We start from the raw sequence: 25,380 nt of genomic DNA, 5'->3' as shown, positions 1-25,380 counted from the left end.
ACCCTCGCGTCCTTTGGTCACTTGCCCGGGGCGCTTCAACCCGTGCCCGCATGTCCATGCAGGGATTCCACGTATTTCCCTACCCCTTCGGCGACCGTGAGAAAGGGCGCCGTGTACCCCGCTGCCCGCAGGGCCGACATGTCAGCCTCGGTATAGCTCTGGTACTTGCCCTTGAGTGCCTCCGGGAAAACTATGTATTCGAGAATGCCCTGATCGACCATTTGCGGGAGGCTCAATTCCGTTTCGCCGTTCAGCCGGCGCATCGTATTCACCGCGGCATGGGCAATGTCATTGAACGGCTGGGCACGACCGGTGCCAAGATTAAAGATGCCCGTCTTTTCGGGATGATCGAGGAACCAGAGATTCACGTCGACCACATCCCCCACATAGATAAAGTCACGGCTTTGCTCCCCGTTGCCATAACCGTCGTAGCCCTCGAACAGTCTTACCTTTCCGCTCTCCTGCAACTGGTTGTAGTGATGGAATGCGACCGAGGCCATTCGTCCCTTGTGCTGCTCATGGGGTCCGTACACGTTGAAATACCGGAACCCGGCGACCTGGGTATTCAGGCGCGACCAGTGCGCACGGACATACTGGTCAAAAAGAAACTTGGAATAGCCATAGACATTGAGCGGTGCCTCGTACTCCCGTGACTCCCGGAAGACACGGCCGCCACCATAAACCGCTGCGGAAGAGGCATACAGGTAGGGTATCCGGTGCTCGTCGCAGTAGTGCAGCAGGGATTTCGAGTACTCATAGTTGTTTTCCATCATGTACCGGCCATTGTGCTCCATGGTGTCGGAGCATGCGCCTTCATGGAAAACGGCATCAAATTTTTCATCGAGCTGGCCATCACGTATGCGGGCAATGAAATCACGCTTGTCGAGGAAATCCGCTATCTCGCAACCCGTGAGGTTCAGGAACTTGTCTCCACGCTCGAGATTGTCCACCACGAGAACATCCGTGATACCACGTCGATTCAGGGCTTCCACGATGTTCGCGCCGATGAAGCCGGCGCCACCAGTTACGACATACATTATTCTTCTTCCTCGTAGTCCAGTTCCCGGCGGATCTCCTCCGGGCTTGCCGTGGCCGAACCGAGTTTGCCCACCACGATACCCGCCGCCACATTGGCGAGGTGCAAGGCGTCCGCGGGCTCTCCGCCGGCGGCATAGGCCGCCGCGATCGACGCGATCACCGTGTCGCCCGCACCGGTGACATCGTATACCTCCCGTGCCCGCGCCGGCATATGCAACACGGCGCCGCTCCGCGGCACCAGGCTCATTCCTTCATCGCTACGCGTGACCAGCATGGCCTCCAGGTCCAGCGCCTCGACCAACTTGCGGGCCCGTTGCTCGAAATCGGCATTGTCCACGAATCGACCGGCGACCTGCTCGAACTCCTTGCGATTCGGGGTCAGCAGGGTCGCACCCCGATAGGCCGCGTAGTCGTCTCCCTTGGGATCGATCACCACGGGCACCCCGGCCTTGCGGGCGGCGGCGATCATTTCCTTGACGCCGCCCAATCCGCCCTTTCCATAGTCGGACACGATCACGACATCATGGGAGGAAAGGCGATCGATATAGTCGTCCAGCATGCGCACACAGGCGTCCTTGCTCGGAGGTGCCTCGAAATCCACCCGAATCAGTTGCTGGTGCTGGGCAATGACCCGAAGCTTGATGGTGGTGTTGACGAGCTTGTCGCGATGGAAACCGTGGGCGATACGCTGTTTTTCAACCAGACTGGAAAGCAGATCCGCGTCCCGATCATCGCCCGTCACAGCCAACAGGGTGCAGTTCGCCCCCAATGCAGTGACGTTCGCCGCAACATTGGCGGCCCCGCCAGGTCGTTCCTCCGCGTCCTGCACCGCAACCACGGGTACAGGCGCCTCCGGCGAAATGCGGTCCACGGCCCCGTACCAGTAGCGGTCCAGCATCACATCCCCGGCTACCAGTACGCGCGCCTGGGCGATTTTTTCCAGCAGTTGGTGGATCACAGGGTTCCCGGGTCAGTCGTAGAGCAGTACTTGAAATTATTCGCTTATGTTTCGGTATTATCGCAGCTTTTTGCGTCGTGTCGACCCAAGGAAAAGGGGCGCCAATGGCGCCCCTTTTATGGTGCAGACAATTGCGCGAGTCAGCGCGCGCCCTGCCCCACAGTCAGATTGGGGCGATTCCGGTCCACGGTACTGTTCCCAATCCCCTTCACTTGCTTCAGTTCGTCCACCGACTTGAAGCGGCCGTGGCGGGCACGATACGCGACGATGGCCTTGGCCTTTTTATCGCCGATCCCCTTGATATTCTTCGCCAGGGTCTTGGCATCCGCGGTGTTGATATTGACCATGGCGCCGCCGGCCAGAGCGGCCATCGGAGACAGGGCGAGGGATAAACAAAGAATCAGGCTCGTCAGGAGCTTCATTGAACTACCTCCATGTATTGGTTGATGACAAACAGCGTCCATCCAGGACGCGCCCCTATAGTAACCGGATTCGGGTCGCGGTCAACCGGGCATGAGGCTCTGATTGATATCCGCCAGCGCTTGCACCGGATCGGCAGCCCGGGTGATCGGTCGCCCCACGACGAGCCAGTCCGCCCCGGCGGCCAGGGCTTCCGTCGGCGTGCGGGTCCGCCGCTGGTCGTCGGAACTCGATCCTTCTGGCCTGACCCCGGGAGTGATCAATCCGAAACCTGCACCCAGCGCCTCGCGGAGCCTTGCCGCTTCGTGGGGCGAGCAGACAACGCCATCCAGCCCGGCCCCCTGTGCCAGGCTCGCAAGCCGCGTGACTTCCGCCCCTGAATCGCCTTGCAACCCCAGTTCTCCCAGTTCCTCCTCACTGTGGCTGGTCAGGATTGTCACACCAAACAGCAAAGGCCTGTGGGCGGACTCGTCCACCGCCTGACGCGCGGCCTGCAACATGCGTCGACCACCCAGGCAGTGCACGTTCATCATCCATACCCCAAGGTCCGCCGCAGCAGCGCAGGCGGCAGCGACGGTATTCGGAATATCGTGAAATTTGAGATCCAGGAAGATGTCGAATCCCCGGTCCACCAGGGCGCGGACGAGATCCGGCCCGGCTCGTGTATACAACTGCAGACCCACCTTGAGCCGGCAGTTGTGCGGATCGAGCCGACCGGCCAGCTTCAGTGCAGTCTGTGGCTCCGGAAAATCCAGGGCAACCACGACGCGTGGGGCATTGGCATCGCTCATGTGTCCGCCACCGTGTCATCCACCGGCTTGATCGTGTTCCACTGGTTGCAGCTCGGACACATCCAGTACAGGGAACGCCCGCGGAAGCCACACTGCTGACAGGCATACCCCTGTCGTTGCTCGGCGAGCTTTTCAATAATCCCCTTGAGCAGGGTCAGATCTTCCCTGGCGCGGCCCTCGGCCTGCAGCATGTTCAGCTCGATCAGGCGTTTCAATCCCTGCACCGAGGGATAGCGTCTCAGCCATTCCACTACAAAGCGCTCGGCTGCATCGATACCGTCGCGGTCGCGTGTCAGGTCCGCCAGTTCCAGCATCAGGGGCACCGCCCGCTCTCGGTTTTTCGCGCCCTCGAAGTACGCGTACAGGCCACTCAGGTCATTCAGGCGGCGATACGCATCGGCGATCCGGTGCGCAACCTCACCCAGAAACAGCGGGTCCTGCTCCTCTACCCGCTTCCAGGTACGGATCGCTTCCGGATCCCGGTGCTCCGCGGCTTCCACGTCTCCCAGCAGGATCGTGGCCCGTACACAGTTCGCATCACTGCCGAGGGCCTTGCGGAGCTGGTGTCGCGCAGTACGAAAATCTCTCGCATCAATCCCCGCCTGTGCCAACTCACAGTAATAGTGGGCGATGACGACATCCATGGATTTCCCCGTCAGCCGCGCCAGGCGCTGGCTCGTGGCGATCGCCTTCTCCCACTCCTTTTCCTGCTGATAGATGTGCAAAAGCAGGCGCAGCGACTGGTCGCCGTGCATGCGGTTTTCGACCAGTTCTGTAAACAGGTTCTCCGCGCGATCGAACAGCCCGGCTTTCAGGTAGTCCTGGCCCAGTTCGAGCAGAGCAAGCGAGCGTTGTTCGCGGTCGAGGGCCGGGCGGGCGATGAGGTTCTGGTGAATCCGGATCGCGCGTTCGACTTCACCCCGGCGCCGAAAAAGATTTCCGAGGGCAAGATGCGTCTCCACCGTCTCGGAGTTTACTTCCAGCATCTTGATGAATACTTCAATCGCCTTGTCCTGCTGCTCGTTCAGCAGGAAGTTGAGGCCGCGGAAGTAGGCCTCGGGAAGGGTTCCCCGCTCCGACGAGCGCGCAGCCGCACGCCGCCCCTCTCGCCGCCCGGCATACCAGCCCGATGCCGCCGCGACCGGCAGCAACAGCCACAACAGTTGGATCAGGCTAGATAACATCTTTAATCGGCAGGGACCGGAGGTTTTCCACTTCCTGTTCAACCTGCCGGATCTGTCGCCGGGCCTGGGCCAGCTGTCCACGCAGGACCAGGGTCCGCCGCAGGGTTACCAGGTATCCGATGGCGACTCCGAGAATCAGTGCCAGGATGATCATCAGCGACAGGGGCGCCGACCAGTGCCACCCGAAATAGTAATTCAGATCCACCGTCTGGTGATTCTGGTAGGCGAATGTCAACCCGACCAGGAAGACGACCATTGCAAGCACCAGGTAGAAAATTCGCGTCATCTCATCTCCTCGGTTCCCGCCCGCTCAGCTTGTGACCGGGGCAAGACCATAAAAAAAGGCACCGGGTTCTTCCGATGCCTTCCTATCTTATCCTCTTCGCACGCAGGACTAAATGTCGTCACCGCCGGTAGCGCCCTTTTGCGGTTGGCCGGCCATATCCTTCACCCGGTCACGCAATTCCTTGCCCGGTTTGAAGTGGGGCACGTACTTGTCAGCTACGTGCACAGCGGAACCGGTCTTGGGATTCCGGCCCACCCGCGGTGGACGGTAGTGCAGCGAAAAACTGCCGAAGCCACGTACCTCGATGCGTTCGCCTGCCGCCAGGGCGGCGGACATCTGCTCGAGCAGTTCCTTGACCGCGAGTTCGACATCCTTGTATTCGAGTTGCGGCTGCGAGGCCGCGAGGCTATCTATGAGTTCTGACTTTGTCATTTCCGCCTACCCCGTACCACTTCGGAGGACGCGTGGCAGGGACCTGGCCCTGCCACTTGCACGTTCCAATCAGGATTCCTGTTCGTCGTCTCCCGACCCCAGCTTCTCCTTGAGCATATCACCCAGGGTCGTCGTTGCGCCGCCGGATTTTCGTGTATATTCCTCAACCGCCTCACTCTCTTCCTGCATGTCCTTGGCCTTGACCGAAAGGGAAATCTTGCGGTTCTTCCGATCGATGGTCATGATCTTGGCCTCGACCTCTTCACCCTCGTTCAGCACGGAGCGGGCATCCTCGATCCGCTCGCGCGAAAGCTCCGAAGTACGAAGATAGCCTTCCACCTCTCCGCCGTCACTGAGCTGTACCACGGCGCCCTTGGCATCGACGCTGCTCACGGTACCGCGAACGATACTGCCCTTCCCGTGTTCGGCCACGAAGGAAGTAAACGGATCGCCACCCAGCTGTTTAATACCGAGGGAAATGCGCTCGCGCTCCGGATCCACGGCCAGAACCACGGCCTTAACCTCGTCACCTTTCTTGAATTCGCGTACGGCTTCCTCGCCGGGACGATTCCAGGACAGATCGCTGAGGTGAATCAGGCCATCGATACCCCCGTCCAGGCCAACGAACACGCCAAAATCGGTGATGGACTTGATGACGCCCTCCACCTGGTCGTTCTTGTTGTACTTCGCGGCGAACTCTTCCCATGGATTCGGCTGACACTGCTTGATGCCAAGGGAGATCCGGCGACGCTCGGTGTCGATATCGAGGATCATCACCTCTACCTCGTCGCCCAGCTGTACAACCTTGTTGGGATGAATGTTCTTGTTGGTCCAGTCCATCTCGGACACGTGGACCAGGCCCTCCACGCCTTCCTCGATTTCCACGAAGGCACCGTAGTCGGTGATGTTGGTGACCTTGCCGAACAGGCGTGTACCTTCCGGATACCGCCGGTCGATGTTCTCCCACGGATCCGCACCCAGCTGCTTCAGACCCAGGGACCCGCGATTGCGTTCACGATCATAGCGCAGGACCTTGGCTTCGATTTCGTCACCGATGTTGAGCACCTCGGAAGGATGCTTGACCCGCTTCCAGGCAAGATCGGTGATGTGCAGCAGGCCATCCACGCCGCCCAGGTCAACGAAGGCGCCATAGTCGGTCAGGTTCTTGACGATACCCTTGACCACCTGGCCCTCTTCCAGACTCTCCAGCAGGGCTTCGCGTTCAACCGAAAGTTCGGATTCGACAACCGCGCGACGGGACACCACCACGTTATTACGACGACGGTCGATCTTGATGACCTTGAATTCCAGTTCCTTGCCTTCGAGGTAGCTTGGATCCCGAACCGGGCGCACGTCCACCAACGAGGCGGGCAGGAAGGCACGGATGCTGTCAATGGCGACGGTGTATCCGCCCTTGACCTTGCCGGTCATGATGCCCTTGACGATGTCCTGATCATCGTAGGCCTTCTCCAGCACATCCCAGGCCTTGGCGCGGGTTGCCTTTTCACGGGAAAGAAGGGTCTCACCAAACCCGTTTTCCAGCGACTCCACAACGACTTCGATATCGTCGCCGACCTGGACCCCGACATTGCCTTCGTGGTCCTTGAACTGGGAGATGGGGATTACGCCTTCGGACTTGAGTCCGGCGTTTACGATTACCACGTCGTCGGTTACGGCGACGACCTGACCGGTGATCAGTTGACCGGGTTTGAAATCTGTATTTTCGAAGCTCTGCTCGAGAAGTTCTGCGAAACTTTCAGCCATAAGAATGTGGTTAACCTGTCGCGACCGAAGTCGCCCCTGTTGTCTGTCCGTGCGCGGCTGCCGGATTGCACACACCACCACGGGTTGTCGTTGAACAATGGAGATCCCTTAGCCGGACAAACGCTGCTGCAGCAGTTCGTCGATATGGTCCACAACCTTTTCAATACTCATGCCCGTCGTATCCACCTCGATGGCGTCCTCGGCGGCCCTGAGTGGTGAAGCGCTGCGGTTCATATCGCGCTCGTCGCGCTCGCGGATCTCCCCCAGAAGGCGCGCAAGGTTAACACTGAATCCCTTTTCCTTCAACTGCTTATACCGCCTTTCGGCCCGTTCCTCGGCGCTGGCGGTGAGGAAAATCTTGAGCGTTGCGTTTGGGAAAACGGTGGTGCCCATATCCCGGCCGTCGGCCACCAGCCCGGGAGGCCGGCGAAAATCCCGTTGGCGCTGCAAAAGCGCCTCCCGTATGCGCGGTTCCGCCGCCACCCGGGATGCGCCCCGGCCCGCTTCCTCGGTACGCAGCCGTTCGCTCACGAGTTTTCCGTCGAGGTAGACCTCGGCCGTTGCACCAGGACGGGGCACAAAATGAATATCAGAATTTCTAGCCAGTTGGACCAATGCATCGATGTCCGAGAAATCCACTCCGGACTCCAGGGCCGCCAGGGCGAGCACGCGGTACAGGGCGCCGCTGTCGAGAAAATGCCAGGCGTGACGGGCCGCGATCTGTTGCCCGATCGTACCCTTGCCCGAGCCACTGGGCCCGTCGATGGCGAGCACCGGGACCTCCGATTCGTCGGTCATGGAGCCGTACGTTCCGAAACCGACAGACCGGCACCGCGCGCCAGGCCGACGAAACCGGGAAAGGAGGTGGCCACATTGCGGCAGTCCTGGATCCGGATCTCGGATTCGGCCCGCAGGCCGGCAATGGCGAAGGCCATCGCGATCCTGTGATCGCCGTGACTGTCGACCGTACCACCACCGAGAAGGCCACCTTCAATCACGATGCCGTCCCCGGTCTCCTGGCACTCAACGCCGATCGTCTTCAGGCCCGCCGCCATGACGGCGATGCGATCACTCTCCTTGACCCGCAACTCCCTGGCCCCGGTCAGCACGGTAGTGCCATCGGCACAGGCAGCCGCAACGAACAGCACCGGGAATTCGTCAATCGCCAGTGGGACCTGGTCCTCCGGGATGTGAATACCGCGAAGCTGACTGGCGCGCACCCGGAGATCCGCCACCGGCTCACCGCCGACGGTCCGCTCGTTGCTCATCGTGATATCGGCACCCATGTCCTGCAGGATGTGCAACACCCCGATGCGCGTTGGATTCACGCCTACGTGCTCCAGGGTCAGATCGGAGCCGGAGGCGATGGAGGCGCCAACCAGGAAGAATGCCGCCGAGGAAATATCCGCCGGAACATCGATCGCGGTGCCGTGCAGGCTGCCGCCACCCCGCAGGCTGGCCCTGGATCCGTCGCGGACGACGCGATAGCCGAAGCCGTTCAGCATGCGCTCGGTATGGTCCCGAGTCGGCGCAGGTTCGGTAACGGATGTCTCGCCGTCGGCATACAGGCCTGCGAGCAAAACCGCCGACTTGACCTGGGCACTTGCCATCGGCATGTCGTAGTCGATCCCGTGCAGGGATGCACCGCCCTTGATCTGCAGCGGCGGCCGCCCACCTTCCGCGGTTTCGATGCGGGCGCCCATGGTGCGCAGTGGCTCCGCCACCCGGTTCATGGGTCGCTTGCTGAGAGAGTCGTCGCCCGTCAGCGTGGTGTCGAAGGATTGGCCGGCCAGGATCCCGGTCAGCAGGCGCATGGCGGTTCCGGAGTTGCCCATCTCCAGGGCTGCTGCCGGTGGCTTCAGGCCATGCAGTCCCTTGCCGTGAATGCGCAGGCGCCCGTTGTCCGGTCCTTCTGCCTGAATGCCCATGGCCCGAAAGGCCGCCAGGGTTGCAAGCACATCCTCACCTTCCAGCAAGCCCTCGACCGAGGTCTCACCCTCGGCAAGCGCGCCCAGCATCACCGCCCGGTGAGAGACCGATTTGTCGCCAGGCACACGCACCGTGCCCGACAGGCGACCGCCCGGCGCTACCGCAAAGTCGATACGTGGGATCTCCCCGGACATCGCTATTCCCGCGCTTCCGGAACGTCGGGTTCTGGCGGTTTGATATAGGTCTCGCGTGCACGACGGGCGCGCCGGAACACCTGTTCCAGCCACTTGCCGTCGCCCTGTTCGATCGCGCGCGCCAATTCCTTCAGGTCCTCGCGATACTGTTCGATGAGTTCCAGAACGGGGCCTGCATTGGCGGCACAGATATCGCTCCACATGACGGGATCGCTGCCGGCAATGCGGGTGAAGTCGCGGAATCCGCCCGCGGCGTAGTCGAATATCTCCCGGTGCTCATCCCGGCGGACCAGCATGTCCACCAGGGCAAAGGCAAGCACGTGGGGCAAGTGGCTGCTTGCCGCAAGCACCATGTCGTGTTGCTGCGCATCCATGGTACGAACGATACCGCCGACCGCCTCCCACATGGCGCGCACGGTTTCCACGGCGCCGGGATCGGTCTCGGCGTCCGGGGTCAGAATCACCTTGTGATGCTCGAACAGATCCTCGCGCGCCGCAGCCACCCCGCTCTGTTCGGTACCGGCAATGGGATGACCCGGTACAAACCGTGACACCTTCGAGCCGAGCGCCTCGCGCGCCGCCAACAGGACCTCGGCCTTGACACTACCGACATCGGTCACCACGGTCTCCCGAGTGACGGAATCGGCGATTCGTCCCAGAATCTCACCCATGGCCCCGACCGGGACCGCCAGCACGACGACATCGGCGTTTTCGATCGCGGCATCGATACTCGTTTCCGCGTGATCCACCACACCGAGGTCGACGGCCAGCTTGAGATTGGCCAGGCTGCGTCCATAGCCGACGACCTCACCCACGGCGCCGGCCCGGCGCAGGGCGCGGGCGAGGGAGCCGCCGATCAGGCCGATTCCGATTATTGCCAGACGGTTTATCATAAGTATGGTCCCGCCACCGGGCGGATGACGTCGGTATGTCTAATCCGACTTCCGGGGTCCCGACCGTAACGCGCAGATGATTCGGCATCCCGTAGCCTCCAACCGGGCGTACGATGACACCACGTCGAAGCAGGTCTTCATACAGCTTCTGTCCGGACTGACCCACATCCACGGCAACGAAGTTTCCGACTGAAGGGACGTACTCCAGCCCCATCTCCCCGAAAGCGTCACAGAGCTGGACCATGCCCTGGCGATTGTTTTCCACCGATCGCTCGAGGTGCTGTTGATCACCCAGGGCGGCTTCGGCCCCGGCCAGCGCCAGGCTATTCATATTAAACGGTTGGCGAACCCGATTCAGCAGGTCCGCCAGTGTTGGCGACGAGACACCATAACCCGCGCGCAGCCCGGCGAGCCCGAAGATCTTGGAAAAGGTCCGGGTAACCACCAGTCGATCGTAGCGTCCCACCCATTGGGTTGCATCCGGATAATCCGCCTCCTCGACATACTCGCTGTAGGCCTCGTCGACCACGCAGACTACATGGTCCGGCAGCTCCTGCACGAACGACTCGAGCGCGTCCATGGGAACCCAGGTCCCCGTAGGATTGTTCGGGTTGGCGACAAATACCACACGCGTACGTTCCGTCACCGCGCTGAGCATTACATCGAGATCATGGCCCCATTCGCGCGCCGGGACCTCGATGCCGCGCGCGCCTGCCGCCTGGGTCACGATCGGATACACGGCAAAGGCGTGTTGCGAAAAGATGACCTCGTCGTCGGGCTCCACGAAGGCACGTACCACCAATTCAAGAATCTCGTTGGATCCGTTGCCAAGGGTGATCTGCTGCACACCAGTCCCGTGGCGCGCCGCGATTGCCTCCTTCAGCCGAAATCCGTTTCCGTCGGGATAGCGCGCGAGTTGTCCGGCAGCCGCCGAGACGGCATCCAGGGCCGCCGGCGAAGGTCCCAGCGGATTCTCGTTCGAAGCCAGCTTGACGGCATTCTGGATGCCGTATTCCCGCTCCAGGTCCTCAATCGGCTTTCCCGGCTCATAGGGCCGGAGGGATTGCACACCGGGGCGCGCGAGTTCAAAGAGCTTGTCCACCATGATCTAGAGATCCGACGCCGGATAGGATCCCAGAATCCGGAACAGGGCCGATTCCCTCTCAAGTTCGTGCACGGCCTCGCGCACCGGGGACTCCGCTGCATGGCCCTCGAGATCGAGAAAGAAGACATACTCCCACGCCGCCTGACGTGACGGTCGGGATTCGATCCGTGTCATATTGATCCCATGACGTGCAATCGCACCCAGCAGATCATACAGGGCACCCGGCTTGTTCTTGCTGGATATCATGATGCTGGTCTTGTCGCGACCGCTGGGCCGGGTTTCCAGCTTGCCGATGACCAGGAACCGCGTGGTGTTGTCGGGCTCGTCCTCGATGTTGCTCGCCAGTTTGTTCAGGCCATAGATTTCCGCTGCCGACTCGCCGGCGATCGCCGCCAGCGACGGATTCTCGGCTGCCTGGCGCGCGGCTTCGGCATTGCTGCTTACGGTGGCGCGTTCAATATTGGGCAGATTGGCATCCAGCCACTCGCGGCACTGGGCCAGCGACTGTTGATGAGACACAACCCGCTTCACTTTCGACAGATCTCCCTGTTTCGAGAGCAGGTGGTGATGCACCCGAATTCGCACTTCGCCACAGATCTTGAGTTCCGAACGGATGAACAGATCCAGGGTGTGATTGATTACGCCCTCCGTGGAATTCTCCACGGGAACAACCCCGAAATCGGCCCCGCCGGCCTCGACCTCACGGAAAATCTCGTCAATGGCATTGAGTGGAAGCGTCTCGACCGAATGACCGAAGTGTTTGAACACTGCCTGCTGCGTGAACGTCCCTTCAGGGCCGAGGTAGGCAATGGACTGCGGGGCTTCCAGTGCGAGGCAGGCGGAGATGATCTCCCGGAACAGGCGTGTCATCTCGGCATCGCTCAGCGGGCCCTCGTTGCGTTCGGCCACCCGACGCAGGATCTCTGCCTCACGCTCCGGACGGTAGAAGCCCCCTTCCCCGGCCGCCTTCTTGGCCTGGGCGACGGCAACCGCCGAACGCGCACGCTCGGTGATCAGCGCCTGAATCTGTTCATCCAGCGCATCGATCTCGGCACGGAGTCTGTTGAGGTCGTTGTTATCGCTCACGGCACGGTTTGGTCTGTATTGTTCTCATCCGTGGATCATAGGGAAAACCCACGGATCGCGCCATGCCCTCCCGGCATTCGCGGATCAGATCACACGCACGCTCAGCACGCCTTCGATGGACTTCATTCGTTCCAGAAGCTCGTCCGGCACGGGACTGTCGACATCGACCACGGTGTACGCGATGTCGCCACGGGATTTGTTCACCATATCGTGAATATTGAGTCCGAACTCGCCGGTCACTGTGGAAATCCGGCCCAGCATGTTCGGCACATTCGCATTTGCCACCACCAGACGATGCTCCGTTTCCCGCGGTACGTTCACCTCGGGAAAATTGACCGAGTTGCGGATGTTGCCGTTCAACAGGAAATCCTGGACCTGTTCCGCCACCATGACGGCGCAGTTTTCCTCCGCCTCCGTAGTGGATGCCCCAAGGTGCGGCAGCGCGATCACGCGCTCCTCGTTCTTGTTCACGTTGTTCGGGAAATCGCAGATATAGGCGTGTACCTTCCCTGCGCGCAGCGCCTCGACCACAGCCTGATCGTCCACAATCCCGTCCCGGGCAAAATTCAGGATGGTCACGCCGTCGCGCATGATCTTGATGCGCTCCGCGGAGATGAGATTGCGGGTCGAATCCACCAACGGCACGTGGAAGGTAATGAAATCCACGTTACGCAACAGTTCCTCGATGCTGCCCGCCTTTTTCACAGCCGCAGACAATTGCCAGGCACCCTCGACCGTGATGCCGGGATCGAAACCGACTACCTTCATCCCCAGTTCGATGCCGGTATTGGCTACCAGGCGGCCAATGGAGCCGAGACCGACGACACCCAGCGTCCGTCCGGGAAGCTCGAATCCACCATAGCGCTTCTTGCCGGACTCCACCGCTTTGCCGACTTCCTCGTCATTGCCTTCCAGGTTGCGGGCGTAGTCCCAGGCCTGGCAGATATTGCGCGCTGCCAACAGCAATCCGGCAACCACCAGTTCCTTGACGGCATTGGCATTGGCGCCGGGAGCATTGAAGACCGGAATTCCGAGGCTGGACATCTTGTCCACGGGGATGTTGTTCACCCCGGCCCCCGCGCGACCGACTGCCAGCAGCCTGGCCGGCAACTCCATCTCGTGCATCTTCGCGGAACGAACCAGAATGGCGTCGGCGTCTTCGATGTCATCTCCAACAGTGAAGAGATCGGGAGACAAGCGGCTCAATCCTGTGCTCGAAATATTGTTTAGTGTTTTGACCTTGAACACGGCACTACCCTTTCTGGCTCTGGAACTGTTTCATGAAATCGATCAATGCATCGATACCTTCTTCCGGCATGGCGTTGTAGATGCTGGCGCGCATGCCACCGACCGAGCGATGGCCTTTAAGCTGCACCAGACCCGCTGCCTTCGATTCCTTCAGGAAGGCCTCATCCAGGGATGCATCCTTCAGCGTGAACGGGACGTTCATGCGCGAACGGAAGCGTGCCTCCACCGGGCTGACATAGAAGCCGCCGGAACCTTCGATCGCTTCATACAACTTGCCGGCCTTGCGTTCGTTGATCTCGGCCATCCCCGCGAGACCGCCTTTTTTCTTCAGCCACTCGAACACCAGTCCGGCGATATACCAGCCATAGGTGGGGGGCGTGTTGTACATGGACTCCGCATCGGCGTGAATCTTGTAGTTCAGCATGGCCGGCACCTCGTCACTGTTCTTCTGCGCCCCGGCGTAGATCACGCCGAACCGGCTCACGTCCACCGGCCGGGACTGGATGCTGGAGGACATGTCCGCCACCAGCGGCACGTCTCCGGTTTCCGGTATGAAATCAAACTCCACGCCGGCGATGGTCTCATTGGGCGTGTAGTGCAGATAGGCTGCATCCGGATCCGTGGACCACTGCGTGGGGTCCGTGACCGTGGTGTATTTGCTTTCCTTGGTGTTTGCGACCACGTTGACCGTGCCGTAGCGTCCGCCTTCCTTGATCGCCTTCTCCGACCAGTGACCGGTGCAGACATAATCCGCCTTGCCCTTCCCGCGAAGCAGGTTCAGCGGAACCATCGCGAACTGCGTTGATGCCCCTCCCTGCAGGAACAGCACCTTGTAGCCCGATGGAATTTCCATCAGATCACGCAAATCGGCCTCGGCCTTCGCGGCGATCTCGACAAACTCCTTGCCACGGTGACTCATCTCCATCACCGACATGCCGGAACCGTGCCAATCGGTCAGTTCCGCCTTTGCCTGTTCAAGGACTTCCAGTGGCAACGCCGCCGGACCCGCGCTGAAATTGAATACTCGTGCCATTGGTCTTGTTTTTTCCCCTGTTTGAATCGGCCTACTCGCCGACATCTCCGACTTCCGTTTCCACGATTTCGTCCATGCCCACCAGGTATTCACCCTCGCCCAGTCCGATCAGCCGCACGCCCTGCGTGTTCCGCCCCTGGGTCGAGATTTCGTTAGTATAGGTGCGGATCAGGGTACCGCCGCTGGTGATCAGCATCATCTCGCTGCCCGGCTGTGTAAGACAGGCCCCGACCACGTGACCACGCTTGTCATTCACCTGAATGGAAATCACACCCTGGCCACCCCGCTTGTGCCGCGGGAACTCGTCGAGCATCGTGCGTTTGCCAAACCCGTTGCTGGTGGCCGTGAGTACCATGTAATCCGCGCCAGCATCGTCGCAGGCGATGATCTGGGAAATCACACTTTGTTTCCCCTTCAACGCCATTCCGCGCACGCCGCGCGCGGTACGACCCATCGGGCGAACGTCCGCTTCCTGAAAGCGAACCGACTTGCCCGCATCGTTGAACAATAGAATGTCGCAGGAGCCGTCCGTGATCCCGACGCCCACCAGACGGTTTCCGTTCACCAGGTCGATGGCAATGATGCCATTGGACCGGGGCCGCGAGAATTCCGTAAGCGCAGTTTTCTTTACCGTGCCATCCGAGGTCGTCATGAATACAAACTTGCCCGGTTCGTAGCCACGGATGGGCAGGATGGCATTGACATGCTCACCGTCTTCCAGGGGCAAGAGATTGACGATGGGCTTGCCGCGGGCGCCGCGGCTGGCCACGGGAATCTCATATACCTTGAGCCAGTACACCTTGCCCCGGCTCGAGAAACACAGAATGGTATCGTGGGTGTTGACGATGAAAAGCTTGTCGACAAAATCCTCTTCTTTCATGCGCGTCGCCGTCTTGCCGCGACCGCCACGTTTCTGTGCCCGGTATTCGCCCAGGGACTGCGACTTGATGTACCCGGCGTGGGAAAGGGTCACCACGACGTCCTCTTCCGCGATCAGGTCTTCCATGCTCAGTTCCTGTTCGCGTTCCACAATCTGGGTGCGGCGTTGATCGCCGTACTGATCACGCAGGCTGGTCAGTTCCTCCTGGATGACGCTGCGTAAACGCTCCGGATTCTGCAGGATCTCCAGCAGGTCGCCGATTCGGACCAGGATATCGTTGTACTCCCCATGGATCTTTTCCTGCTCGAGGCCGGTCAGGCGGTGCAGTCGCAGATCCAGGATGGCTTGGGCCTGGGCCTCGGACAGACGATATCCCTCCTTGGTCAGACCATAGATTGCGGGCAGGTCCTCCGGCCGGGAGATGGCCGTATCGCTTTGTGCCAACAGCTTGGAAACCTGCTTCGCAGGCCATACCTGCTTCACCAGTTGCGCCTTGGCCTCCGCCGGATCCTTCGCTGCCTTGATCAGGGCGATGATGCGGTCGATGTTCTCCAGCGCCACCGCGAGTCCTTCCAGCACATGGGCCCGTTCGCGTGACTTGCGCAAATCGAAGATTGTGCGCCGGGTGACGACTTCGCGGCGGTGACGCAGGAAGGCCTCGATTGTCTGACGCAGATTGAATAGTCGCGGCTGGCCCTGATCCAGGGCAACCATGTTGATCCCGAATACATTCTGCAATGCGGTGTGCTGGTACAGGTTGTTTACAACGACGTCCGCGACCTCGCCGCGTTTGAGTTCGATCACCATGCGCATGCCACGCTTGTCGGACTCGTCCCGCAATCCGGTGATCCCTTCCAGCTTGCCTTCCTTCACCAGTTCGGCGATGCGCTCCAGCAGTCTCGCCTTGTTCACCTGATAGGGAAGCTCGCTGACAACGATGCGCTGCCGCCCGCTCTTGTCTTCGGTCTCGATGTCGACCTTCGCACGGATGTAGATGCGACCGCGGCCGGTGCGATACGCCTCGCGGATGCCGCGCACGCCATTGATGATTCCGCCCGTGGGAAAATCCGGCCCCGGAATGATTTTGATTAGTTCGTCTACGCTGATGTTTTCGTTGTCCAGCATCGCCAGACAGGCATCGACCACTTCGGTCAGATTGTGGGTGGGAATGTTGGTTGCCATCCCCACGGCAATGCCGGCCGCGCCATTGACCAGCAGGTTCGGCAGCTTGGTCGGCATGACATCGGGAATCTGTTCCGTGCCATCGTAGTTGGGCGAGTAGTCGACCGTTTCCTTTTCCAGATCCGCCAGCAGCTCGTGGGCAATGCGTGCCATGCGGATCTCGGTGTAGCGCATGGCCGCCGGCGGATCGCCATCAATGGAACCGAAGTTGCCCTGCCCATCGACCAGCGGGTAGCGCAGTGAGAAATCCTGCGCCATGCGAACGATGGTGTCGTACACGGCTGCATCGCCGTGCGGGTGATACTTACCGATGACATCGCCAACGACGCGGGCGGACTTCTTGTACGGCTTGTTGTAGTCGTTGGAGAGCTCGTGCATGGCATAGAGCACGCGCCGATGGACGGGCTTCATGCCATCGCGCACATCGGGCAAGGCGCGTCCGACGATGACGCTCATGGCGTAGTCGAGATACGACTGGCGCATCTCGTCTTCGAGATTGACCGGGATGGTTTCCTTGGCGAAGGGATCTGTCATGGATGCTGCTTTCGGCGCCTGTGGGCCGGACTACCTCTCTGTGCCGTTTCTGTGTGCGTAAATGCGGCCCGTCCGGACCGGGAACGCCGGATACGAAACGGGGCAGATTTGGAAAAATATGCCGCCCGGGGACCGAAACAAAACCGCCGCCGGGGCGCGGAATTTTACCACGGGAAGGGTGCTTGCTGCACGTGGGTCACCGTGAAATTTCCGTGTCCTAGACGGCCTTTTTCCCCATCAACGAGGCCATTTTCTCCCGGTCAGGGTGCTCCACCACACCGCCCTCGGTCACGAGGATATCCACCAGTTCGGCCGGGGTGATATCGAAGGCCGGATTCCAGGTCTCGACCCCCGACGGCGCAACGGCCTGGCCGCCACAGGCACGGATCTCCTCCCCCGGCCGGGACTCTATCGGGATCTCGCTGCCGGACGCGGTCGTCATGTCCACGGTCGACAGCGGCGCCACCACCATGACCTTCACCCCCAGTTGCCGCGCCGCCAGCGCCCCGGCGTAGGTCCCGATCTTGTTGGCAACGTCGCCATTGGCGGCAACGCGGTCGGCACCAACGATGAACCACTGCACCTTGCCCTGCTTCATCAGAAACGCCGCCGCCGAGTCGGCGATCAGCGTCACCGGAATCTCCTCCTGCCGGAGCTCCCACGCCGTCAGTCGTGCGCCCTGCAACCAGGGGCGGGTCTCGTCCGCGTATACCTGCTGAATGCGGCCAGCGGCAAAGCCCGCGCGGATCACCCCAAGAGCGGTGCCATAACCCCCGGTGGCCAGGGCACCGGTATTGCAATGGGTCAGCACTGCACTTCCCGGTTCGATACGGGCTGCCCCCATCCGTCCCATGGCCTGATTCGCGGCAATATCATCCATGTGAATGCCACGGGCAACGGACAGCAGGGTCGGCTCGGGATTCATCGCATCGGTAAAGGTCGCAATCACCAACGCCATCTTGTTGACGGCCCATGCCAGGTTTACCGCCGTAGGGCGCGCGGCCTTGAGCAGATCCAGGTCCGCCTGCATTGCCTTTTGCCATCCTTGCGGGTCCTGGCCATAACGTGCGCGGGCCGCGAGCACCACGCCGTAGGCGGCGGTAATCCCGATCGCCGGTGCGCCGCGTACCACCATGTCCGTGATCGCCTGCGCGACCTGCTCCACGGTTTCGAGTTCAAGCACGACGTGCTCGCCCGGCAGCAGACGCTGGTCAATAAGCGCGAGCTTGCCGTCGCGCCATTCCATGGCGCGGATCTTGTCGTAGGGGATTTGGTTGTCGCTGGCGCTCATCGCGCCAATTGTATCACTTGGGGTTTATCGCTTGGTTTGTTTCGCCTGCGGCGAATTGAAAGGCTACTCAGCGGGGTTCCGCCCCCGCACGACGGGGTACTTTCGTTTCGGCGAAAGTACCCAAAGCCATCTGCTCCTGCGTTCGCTTCTTCCTGCGCTTCTCGAAAAAACCGCGGGCGCTCATCCAACTCGCCGGCCGGGAAAATCGTCCGGCTCGGGCTCGATCAGGGATTCGCGCCTGGCGGTTTTTCCTTGTGATGCTCGGCGCGAACGAAGTCGCGACAACCCAACCTGTTTTTCAGCCCCGTCGGAGCTCACCGAGCACCGCAGCGAGGACCGGAAAAAGTGCGAGTGCTGTCGAGACCGAGGCGGCCGCAAGGCCGACCGGCGAGTTCACGAGCACCCGGTCCGAACGAGGAGCACAGGGGACCCGCGATAGCGGGTGAGCGACCGGGGTGTCCTTCTCTTTGCTTACTTTCTCTTGGACAAGCAAGAGAAAGTAAGCTGCTGCCGGTCAGCCACCGGCGTAGTTGCTTTTGATCCGCCGTAGGCGACAGACAGAAACATGTTCCCCCACTTGCGGGAACTCCTAGCCCCCCGCCATTGCCAGCATCCCCGGCCGGAACTGCAGGGCGTAGAACATCTCCAGGTAGCGGCGTGTTTCCGCCCGCTCCAGATTGGTGACGTATTTCCAGAAACCATAAATGCGCGACAGCGTCATCAGGCGGTCAGCATAGAGGTCCCAGGTGTAGCGGGCCGCCACGCGGTGCAAGGAACCCGATGCGATCAGCTGCCAGTATCCCGGATCGTTCGCGCAACGCTCAAAGAACTCGGCCATGATGTTGGCCGCCTCTTCCCCATGATTGGGATCGATGTGAAATCCTGAGACCCCGTCCTCGATGATTTCCAGCGGCCCGCCATAACGCGTGGCAAAGGTCGGCAGGCCGGAGGCCATGGCCTCGATCACAGTCAGTCCGAAGGCCTCAAACACCGCCGGTTGCGCAAAGGCGCCGCCATGGTCGGCGATGACCCGATACAGTTCTCCGGCGAGATTCTTGTCCAGGTGCATGCCCAGCCAGCGGATCTTGCCATTCAGTTGATACTCCTCGATCAGGGACTGCATACGCTGGATCTGTTCGCGCTCCTCGGCATCGCCCGATTCCTCGACCGTCACATGACCCGCCACGACGAGCAGGTTCGCGACCCCCTGCAGCCGTTTGGATTTCCCGTACCACTCCACCAGGCCGGTAATGTTCTTGATCCGGTCCAGTCGCGCCATGGTGAACAACAAGGGTTTTTCGCGGTCTGCGAACTCACCCACCGCATGTTCCATTGGACCACCGTAAATCAACTCCTCGATCTCGTCATGCAGACCGGTCAGCCGTCGCCCCTGATCGCCATAGGCGAAGTAGATCTCGGCATCCGCGCCCGGCGATACAATATTGAATTTCGGGTCGAACACATTGATGCCGTTGACAACCCGGTACAGCTCGGGCATGGCGAAGGAGTGATAGCTCTCATACTGCCCGACGCTGTCGGCCCGGCCCGCGATCTCCTGGTAGGTGCTGGTAATGATGAAGTCGGCGGCGTTCATGGCGATCAGGTCAGCCGTGAACTGACTTGAAAAGTGATAGTGGGATTCGTTTTCTTTCCAATACAGGTCCGAGTACAGGTATTTGGTCTTTTCCAGGGCATGGGCGATATTGCACTGGGTAACGCCCAGGCGACGCGACAACAGGGTCGCCACCAGATTGCCGTCCGAGTAGTTTCCGATGACCATATCGGGGCGTGCACCCAGCTCCGCCAACAATTCCTTTTCCACGTCGTCCGTGAATTGCTCCAGATAGGGCCAGACTTCAAATCGGGAAATCCAGTGGGGGATAACATCGCCTGCCGGTCCGCGAAATGGAACACGCAGGATACGCGCATTGCGTGTACCGGCAATGTGTTCCAGACGCTGGTCGCAGGTCGTGTCTCCGGCCTCAGGGATCAGTCGTGTCACAACGACGATCTGCGGCTCGATATCAATACCCTGCTCCGCCAGACGGCGACGCATTTCCCTTTCCAGTGCCCGGACCTGATCGAGGATGTACACCACCTGACCGCCGGTATCCGGCAGTCCAAGCACATTGGCCTGTCCGAAATAGCCGTGGGGCGACAGGATCGCGATGTTGAAGATCATCGGGATGCGGCCGAGGAAGTTTTCCAGAATCGACGGATCCGGTGCCTCCAGGATCTCGGACAAAAGGCCCATGGTGTCCCGCATCTGCGCGACTGTTCGGCCCCACCCACGCTCAAAGCCCAGGGACTCCATTCTCGGCAACACCGCATCCCAGTCGGCGTCGGCGGCTTGTTCAGCCAGAAATTCGTCAGCCGAACGCAGGTTTCGGCGCAGCGTTTCGATGTTGTCGATGCGCGAGGACAACATCATCTGCATGCCGTCGTACTGGTGCAGGCGCAGGAATTCGAGCAACTGCTTCTCACCCTTTTCCACGTCGCGGAACAGGGTGCTGGACAACTGGCGGTTCAGAAACTCGGCGCCGCGGCCGATGGATCGCGTTTCCCGCATGCGCGGAAATTCACGGTTGAATGGACCCAGGTCCACTTCCAGTGCCCAGGGGTCCGCGTCATGGCCACGACCCCGGGCCACGCTTTCCTTGAACGCAAGAAACTGGCCGACGTCGATCTCTTCCGCTTCGGTCAGTTCGGCATTGAAACGCACGTAGTTCCAGCGGCCAATGGAAGGACGGAACGCAACACAGATCCACGGCGCGGACGTGACCGCCTCCTGCGCGACGGACATGGCGCGGGAGACGGTGCTGTCCAGCAGCACGGCGTGTTCGCCCTGCTCGCACAGTTTGTGGAATTCATCGATCAGGTCCGACTGCAGCAGGAACGGCCGTTCCATCGCCAGGTAATGGCGCAGCAGCATGTGCACGCTCTCCCGGTGGGAAGCGAAAAAATCTACGAGCTCATTCATTAACACGGCGGTCAGGTCTCTTCAGGGATCCGGATGCTTTCGAAGAAATTATAGGCATGAATGCCCTCAAGTACACCGCGCGCGTACGCCTGCTCGGCAAAATAGACGCGGGGCTGTCCACGAAGCCGCTCGAGCTCGTCGCTGAAGTTGCCGACGACCACGCCCAGGGTGTTGCCGGTCAGCATCTCCTCATCGTTACCAGAATCGCCAGCCACGAGCAGTGCCTCTTGGGGAATGTTCCATTTCATGGCCAGGTAGCGAACGGCCAGACCCTTGGACGCCCGGATGGGCAGGAGATCAAGATAGGCGCCGTGGGAATAGATCAGCTTCAGGTGCAGATCAAGCTTGCGCAGATGGCGGCGGATCTCGCGGATGGACGGCATGGTCTTGGGATCGGCAAAATAGCTGATCTTGAACTCACGCTGCTCCGTCCTCGGTTGCAGGCGAAGGCCCGGGACCTCGCTCATGGCCTCGCGAATGGCCTCAGGTTTCCATCGGTAGTTGATATGGCTGTGCCAGCCGGTATCCACGATCAGGCCGTTCCCGTAGTAGATCTCGCTGCCGACGGCAGTGATCAGGAGATCCGGCGTCGGTACCTTCCACTGGCGCAGCACCTGCAGCGCACTGTCGAGACGACGCCCGGTGGCTACAGCAAAGCCAACATTCTGTCCCGCCGCCTGTAACTCGGTGAGGAGGTCCTGCAGGCCATCCGGATCGCCGAGCAGGGTATTGTCGATGTCGCACACCAGCAGGCGGTCGATACCCGGTAGACGGCTGGGACTGGTACGCGAAGGCGCGGACGGTCGCGGCGAGCGGAGAATCTTCCTCACCTCGCGTAGGTACTTGTTTACGTGTCCTTCCCAGCTGTAGTGCGCAAGCACACCCTTCATCCCGTTGCGCGACCATTGCCGCCACCGGGGGCGATCGCTGACCGCCGCGAGCAGGGCCTCACCGATGGCATCGGCATCCAGGGGATCGACCAGTTGACCATTCTTGCAGAATGCGACGATGTCGCGCGGGCCGCCGTCGTTGGTGGCGACAATGGGCAGACCGCTGGCCGCGGCCTCGATCAGGGTCAGGCCGAACGGTTCGGTCAGCGCCGGATTGACGAATACCCCATGGCGCTGGGCGGCCAGGCGATAGTACTCGGGCACGTCGTTCGGTTCGTGGTGCTTGGGATAGGCGATCTGACCGTGCAGGTCGTACCGGTCGATAAGGAGGAGCATCTCGTCGAGTACTTCCGCCGCGCCCTTCTCCATCGAACGGATATCGTCCCGGTTGCCGGCGATGACCAGCAGATTTGCCGCCTCGCGCAATTCCGCATTCTCGCCATAGGCGCGAATCAGGGTTGCGATGTTCTTGCGTGGATCGGCGCGGGACAGCGCGAAGATCAGCGGTTTTCCCGGGTCCGCGAGAAAACGTTCCAGCACCGACTCCAGGTGGGCCATTTTTTCGAACCGATGGGGACGATGGAAGCGCTCCAGATCCACTCCGGGTGGGATTACCTGCATGCGCTTGCGGTGGTAGTTTTCGTACTGGCTGTACTGTTCCTCGACTTCCTGGTTTGTGCTGACGACCACCAGGGCCGCGTTTCCCAGCACGATCTCTTCGGCCTCGATGCGCTGGCTCATGTTGTATTGATTTTCGATGGTGCTTTCCTTGATGCCGCTTTCCAGCAGGCGCTCGTGCTTGACCCGTCCGAGGGAATGGCCGGTATGGATCAGAGGTACGCCCAGCAGCTGGGCAACGCGGGTACCGACATAGCCGGCGTCGGCATAATGACTATGGATGACGTCGGGCCTTCTTCCCACCTGTCGCGTGTGCTGCAGGACAGCATCCGCCAGGGAGTCGAGGTGGGGCCAGAGCACCTCCTTGCGCAGGTATCGCCTCGGCCCGCAGGGAAGCCGGACGATGAACGCGCCGGGCGCCAGTTCTTCCAGGGGCTCGGCGTAGTCAGCATCTACCCGCGGGTCGATGACCTGGCGCGTGATCAGGTCCACGCGCTCGACATCGGGATGGGCCGCCAGCGCGCGGGCCAGTTCGATGACGTATTTGACCTGACCACCGGTGTCGGCGTCCCTCCCCAATTCCGTGTTGTGACCCCGAATCAGGCCATGCACGCTCAACAGAACCAGATAGAGACCGGCAGACTCTTGTTCACTCACGCTGCCACGCCTCCACCGTGGATTCATACAGGGCGGGATCGTTGCGCGTAGCGCCGCGTTGTTCGCAGATGCGCGCGGCGAAGGCAAGCGCGCGGCGTAGCAACACGTCCAGCGGCCACCGCTGCACCAAACCGGCAATGCTCACCGCGCTGAAGGCATCGCCGGCACCGACCGTGTCGACGAGATTCTGCACCGGCGGGCTGCTGGCGAACTCTTCGGTTTGCGAACCAACAATCGCCGCGCCGGCCTCGCCCAGAGTGACGATGGCAAACTCCAACGCGTGTTGCGCGCACAAGTCGCGTGCCGCCGGGGCAAGCGTTTCCCGACTGATATCCCGCCCGGCCAGCGTGCTGAGTTCGTCCTGATTGAGCTTCGCCCAGTGCGCGTCACGCAAGGCGTGTTCGACCACTTCCGGTGTCCACCAGGGCGGGCGCAGGTTGATATCAACGAAACCGGGTGCCACGCACTTGCGTCGCAGGGTTTCCAGACCTTCGCGAGACACGCGGGACCGGGCGATCAATGTTCCATAGTAGATCAGCGGCGTATCTCCAAGCGAAGGAATCTCGCTGCCGTCGATATAGTCGTAGGCCTGGGCGGAGAGAATATCGAACCGGGGCTGGCCGTCCTGGAGGCTGACTTCTACTGCGCCGGTAGGATAGGCATCGTCATGCTGGACGCCTGTCGCGTCCATGCCCCAGGCCTGCATGGCCTCCACCACTGCATCGCCGGCGGCGTCGCTACCAACGCGGCTGATGAACAGGGGCTGCAGGCCGAAACCCTGCAGATGCCAGGCAACGTTGAAAGGCGCACCGCCGAGCACGGCGCTTCCGTCGGGGAAGCGATCGAACAGGACTTCGCCGTAGATGACTGGCTGCTTCATTTCGATCGACTTGCTGGCCACTGCGGGTGCGGTGGGCGCGGATCGGGTCGCAAATATGATCCTTGATTAGTCCCGCGCTGATTCATCGCGCTTGATGTTATCATAATAACTAGTACCGCCGGAGTTTGGTTCCAAATCCGGCACTTTCGCGTACCACGGAACACCCATCATGCCTGATTGGAAGGAAATCTCCGCCCATATCTCGTCCGCGAGCGGGGAACCGTTCAATGCCCCGCGCCGGCGCTCCGTCGGTGGGGGCTCCATCAATGCCGCCCATGTACTCGAGGACGGCGAACATAGTTATTTCGTCAAACTCAATGATGCGCATCTGCTGGACATGTTCGAGGCCGAAGCGGCGGGGCTGGAGGAACTGCGCTCCGCGAATGCGATCCGCGTGCCCCACGCGGTATGTTCCGGTATCAGCAAAGGACAGTGCTACCTGGTGCTGGAATACATCCCCCTCGGCGGCAAAGGTAATGGCCGCGCCCTGGGCGAGCAACTTGCCGCCCTGCATCGCAAGCAATCGGATCGATTCGGCTGGATCCGCGACAACACGATCGGATCGACTCCCCAGCCCAATCCGCCGGATTCTGACTGGGTAGCGTTCTACCGCGAACACAGGCTGGGCTTTCAATATCGCCTGGCGCAATCCAACGGCGCCGGTGGCCGCCTTCTCGACGCCGGCGAAGAGCTGATGGACCGCCTGGGTGAATTCTTCAGCGACCACACGCCGACGCCATCGTTGCTGCACGGGGATCTGTGGGGCGGCAACTGGTCCAGCGATCGCGACGGCAACCCGGTGATCTTCGATCCGGCGGTGTACTACGGCGACCGCGAGGCCGATATTGCCATGACGGAATTGTTTGGCGGCTTTCCCGGGGATTTCTATTCCGCCTACAACCAGGCCTGGCAGCTCGACTCCGGCTACGCGAAGCGCAAGACACTCTACAACCTGTACCACGTCCTCAATCACTTCAATCTGTTTGGCGGCGGCTATCTTTTCCAGGCGGAACACATGACGAAGTCCCTGTTGAGTGAGCTGCGCTAGATGGCGACGAGCTGTACCGTTCCATTTCGCGAGCGGCCTTCGATTGGCACCGTTGCGAT

Annotated in this window: 21 protein-coding genes; 1 reads left to right on the top strand and 20 read right to left on the bottom strand. The window is 61.0% G+C overall.

Going from position 1 to position 25,380, the window contains the following annotated elements:
- Positions 1 to 35 precede the first annotated feature (35 nt).
- The 20 genes from rfaD to P8X48_00645 form a co-directional block, all read right to left on the bottom strand.
- The gene (gene rfaD, locus P8X48_00740) at positions 36 to 1,037 is read right to left on the bottom strand and encodes an ADP-glyceromanno-heptose 6-epimerase (GenBank protein MEJ2105839.1); all 1,002 of its coding nucleotides are present in this window, start codon (positions 1,035 to 1,037) and stop codon (positions 36 to 38) included.
- Complete coding sequence (gene rfaE1, locus P8X48_00735) at positions 1,037 to 1,996, bottom strand: D-glycero-beta-D-manno-heptose-7-phosphate kinase (protein MEJ2105838.1); 960 nt, start codon at positions 1,994 to 1,996, stop codon at positions 1,037 to 1,039. The genes rfaD and rfaE1 overlap by 1 nt, the downstream gene beginning before the upstream one ends.
- Positions 1,997 to 2,136: 140 nt before the next feature.
- Positions 2,137 to 2,418 (bottom strand): helix-hairpin-helix domain-containing protein, encoded by a 282-nt coding sequence (locus P8X48_00730; GenBank protein ID MEJ2105837.1) that lies wholly within the window; start codon positions 2,416 to 2,418, stop codon positions 2,137 to 2,139.
- An 81-nt stretch (positions 2,419 to 2,499) separates the two neighbouring features.
- On the bottom strand, positions 2,500 to 3,207 hold the full coding sequence (gene pyrF, locus P8X48_00725; GenBank protein MEJ2105836.1) for an orotidine-5'-phosphate decarboxylase: 708 nt from the start codon (positions 3,205 to 3,207) through the stop codon (positions 2,500 to 2,502).
- The gene (lapB, locus tag P8X48_00720; GenBank protein MEJ2105835.1) at positions 3,204 to 4,391 is read right to left on the bottom strand and encodes a lipopolysaccharide assembly protein LapB; all 1,188 of its coding nucleotides are present in this window, start codon (positions 4,389 to 4,391) and stop codon (positions 3,204 to 3,206) included. Before lapB ends, pyrF begins: the two co-directional genes overlap by 4 nt.
- Positions 4,381 to 4,677, bottom strand: coding sequence for a LapA family protein (locus tag P8X48_00715; GenBank protein MEJ2105834.1), 297 nt, complete (start codon positions 4,675 to 4,677; stop codon positions 4,381 to 4,383). Before P8X48_00715 ends, lapB begins: the two co-directional genes overlap by 11 nt.
- A 108-nt stretch (positions 4,678 to 4,785) precedes the next feature.
- Positions 4,786 to 5,109: an integration host factor subunit beta gene (locus tag P8X48_00710; protein ID MEJ2105833.1), complete on the bottom strand. Its 324-nt coding sequence runs from the start codon at positions 5,107 to 5,109 to the stop codon at positions 4,786 to 4,788.
- 69 nt (positions 5,110 to 5,178) lie between these two features.
- The gene (gene rpsA, locus P8X48_00705) at positions 5,179 to 6,873 is read right to left on the bottom strand and encodes a 30S ribosomal protein S1 (GenBank protein ID MEJ2105832.1); all 1,695 of its coding nucleotides are present in this window, start codon (positions 6,871 to 6,873) and stop codon (positions 5,179 to 5,181) included.
- Positions 6,874 to 6,981: 108 nt separating this feature from the next.
- Positions 6,982 to 7,671: a (d)CMP kinase gene (cmk, locus tag P8X48_00700; protein MEJ2105831.1), complete on the bottom strand. Its 690-nt coding sequence runs from the start codon at positions 7,669 to 7,671 to the stop codon at positions 6,982 to 6,984.
- A complete protein-coding gene (gene aroA, locus P8X48_00695; protein ID MEJ2105830.1) occupies positions 7,668 to 8,996 on the bottom strand; it encodes a 3-phosphoshikimate 1-carboxyvinyltransferase in 1,329 nt (442 codons plus the stop codon). The genes cmk and aroA overlap by 4 nt, the downstream gene beginning before the upstream one ends.
- A 2-nt stretch (positions 8,997 to 8,998) precedes the next feature.
- Positions 8,999 to 9,889 carry a prephenate dehydrogenase/arogenate dehydrogenase family protein gene (locus tag P8X48_00690; protein ID MEJ2105829.1) on the bottom strand — a complete coding sequence of 297 codons (891 nt, stop codon included), beginning with the start codon at positions 9,887 to 9,889 and terminating at the stop codon, positions 8,999 to 9,001.
- A complete protein-coding gene (gene hisC / locus P8X48_00685) occupies positions 9,804 to 10,994 on the bottom strand; it encodes a histidinol-phosphate transaminase (protein ID MEJ2105828.1) in 1,191 nt (396 codons plus the stop codon). The genes P8X48_00690 and hisC overlap by 86 nt, the downstream gene beginning before the upstream one ends.
- Positions 10,995 to 10,997: 3 nt before the next feature.
- Complete coding sequence (gene pheA / locus P8X48_00680; GenBank protein ID MEJ2105827.1) at positions 10,998 to 12,080, bottom strand: prephenate dehydratase; 1,083 nt, start codon at positions 12,078 to 12,080, stop codon at positions 10,998 to 11,000.
- 84 nt (positions 12,081 to 12,164) lie between these two features.
- The gene (locus P8X48_00675; GenBank protein MEJ2105826.1) at positions 12,165 to 13,277 is read right to left on the bottom strand and encodes a phosphoglycerate dehydrogenase; all 1,113 of its coding nucleotides are present in this window, start codon (positions 13,275 to 13,277) and stop codon (positions 12,165 to 12,167) included.
- 55 nt (positions 13,278 to 13,332) lie between these two features.
- Positions 13,333 to 14,361: a 3-phosphoserine/phosphohydroxythreonine transaminase gene (gene serC / locus P8X48_00670; GenBank protein ID MEJ2105825.1), complete on the bottom strand. Its 1,029-nt coding sequence runs from the start codon at positions 14,359 to 14,361 to the stop codon at positions 13,333 to 13,335.
- Between the two features lie 31 nt (positions 14,362 to 14,392).
- Positions 14,393 to 16,957: a DNA gyrase subunit A gene (gene gyrA, locus P8X48_00665; protein MEJ2105824.1), complete on the bottom strand. Its 2,565-nt coding sequence runs from the start codon at positions 16,955 to 16,957 to the stop codon at positions 14,393 to 14,395.
- 217 nt (positions 16,958 to 17,174) lie between these two features.
- On the bottom strand, positions 17,175 to 18,248 hold the full coding sequence (gene mtnA, locus P8X48_00660; protein ID MEJ2105823.1) for an S-methyl-5-thioribose-1-phosphate isomerase: 1,074 nt from the start codon (positions 18,246 to 18,248) through the stop codon (positions 17,175 to 17,177).
- A gap of 589 nt (positions 18,249 to 18,837) precedes the next feature.
- The gene (locus P8X48_00655) at positions 18,838 to 21,228 is read right to left on the bottom strand and encodes a sucrose synthase (protein ID MEJ2105822.1); all 2,391 of its coding nucleotides are present in this window, start codon (positions 21,226 to 21,228) and stop codon (positions 18,838 to 18,840) included.
- 11 nt (positions 21,229 to 21,239) lie between these two features.
- Entirely contained in the window at positions 21,240 to 23,393 is a 2,154-nt protein-coding gene (locus P8X48_00650; protein ID MEJ2105821.1) for an HAD-IIB family hydrolase, read from the bottom strand.
- A complete protein-coding gene (locus tag P8X48_00645) occupies positions 23,386 to 24,273 on the bottom strand; it encodes a PfkB family carbohydrate kinase (protein MEJ2105820.1) in 888 nt (295 codons plus the stop codon). Before P8X48_00645 ends, P8X48_00650 begins: the two co-directional genes overlap by 8 nt.
- A 169-nt stretch (positions 24,274 to 24,442) precedes the next feature.
- Between P8X48_00645 and P8X48_00640 the strand changes: the two genes are divergently transcribed.
- Complete coding sequence (locus P8X48_00640; GenBank protein ID MEJ2105819.1) at positions 24,443 to 25,321, top strand: fructosamine kinase family protein; 879 nt, start codon at positions 24,443 to 24,445, stop codon at positions 25,319 to 25,321.
- Positions 25,322 to 25,380: the final 59 nt, after the last annotated feature.

The organism is Acidiferrobacteraceae bacterium, from assembly GCA_037388825.1.
GTDB lineage: Bacteria > Pseudomonadota > Gammaproteobacteria > Acidiferrobacterales > JAJDNE01 > JARRJV01.
The sequence above is the reverse complement of the archived record's forward strand: the minus strand, read 5'-3'. Positions and strand labels throughout refer to the sequence as shown.

Coding starts and splice junctions, on each gene's coding strand:
- rfaD (MEJ2105839.1), bottom strand. CDS start 1,037: ATGTATGTCGTAACTGGTGGCGCCGGCTTCATCGGCGCGAACATCGTG.
- P8X48_00730 (MEJ2105837.1), bottom strand. CDS start 2,418: ATGAAGCTCCTGACGAGCCTGATTCTTTGTTTATCCCTCGCCCTGTCT.
- pyrF (MEJ2105836.1), bottom strand. CDS start 3,207: ATGAGCGATGCCAATGCCCCACGCGTCGTGGTTGCCCTGGATTTTCCG.
- lapB (MEJ2105835.1), bottom strand. CDS start 4,391: ATGTTATCTAGCCTGATCCAACTGTTGTGGCTGTTGCTGCCGGTCGCG.
- P8X48_00715 (MEJ2105834.1), bottom strand. CDS start 4,677: ATGACGCGAATTTTCTACCTGGTGCTTGCAATGGTCGTCTTCCTGGTC.
- P8X48_00710 (MEJ2105833.1), bottom strand. CDS start 5,109: ATGACAAAGTCAGAACTCATAGATAGCCTCGCGGCCTCGCAGCCGCAA.
- rpsA (MEJ2105832.1), bottom strand. CDS start 6,873: ATGGCTGAAAGTTTCGCAGAACTTCTCGAGCAGAGCTTCGAAAATACA.
- cmk (MEJ2105831.1), bottom strand. CDS start 7,671: ATGACCGACGAATCGGAGGTCCCGGTGCTCGCCATCGACGGGCCCAGT.
- aroA (MEJ2105830.1), bottom strand. CDS start 8,996: ATGTCCGGGGAGATCCCACGTATCGACTTTGCGGTAGCGCCGGGCGGT.
- P8X48_00690 (MEJ2105829.1), bottom strand. CDS start 9,889: ATGATAAACCGTCTGGCAATAATCGGAATCGGCCTGATCGGCGGCTCC.
- hisC (MEJ2105828.1), bottom strand. CDS start 10,994: ATGGTGGACAAGCTCTTTGAACTCGCGCGCCCCGGTGTGCAATCCCTC.
- serC (MEJ2105825.1), bottom strand. CDS start 14,361: ATGGCACGAGTATTCAATTTCAGCGCGGGTCCGGCGGCGTTGCCACTG.
- gyrA (MEJ2105824.1), bottom strand. CDS start 16,957: ATGACAGATCCCTTCGCCAAGGAAACCATCCCGGTCAATCTCGAAGAC.
- mtnA (MEJ2105823.1), bottom strand. CDS start 18,248: ATGAGCGCCAGCGACAACCAAATCCCCTACGACAAGATCCGCGCCATG.
- P8X48_00655 (MEJ2105822.1), bottom strand. CDS start 21,228: ATGAATGAGCTCGTAGATTTTTTCGCTTCCCACCGGGAGAGCGTGCAC.
- P8X48_00645 (MEJ2105820.1), bottom strand. CDS start 24,273: ATGAAGCAGCCAGTCATCTACGGCGAAGTCCTGTTCGATCGCTTCCCC.
- P8X48_00640 (MEJ2105819.1), top strand. CDS start 24,443: ATGCCTGATTGGAAGGAAATCTCCGCCCATATCTCGTCCGCGAGCGGG.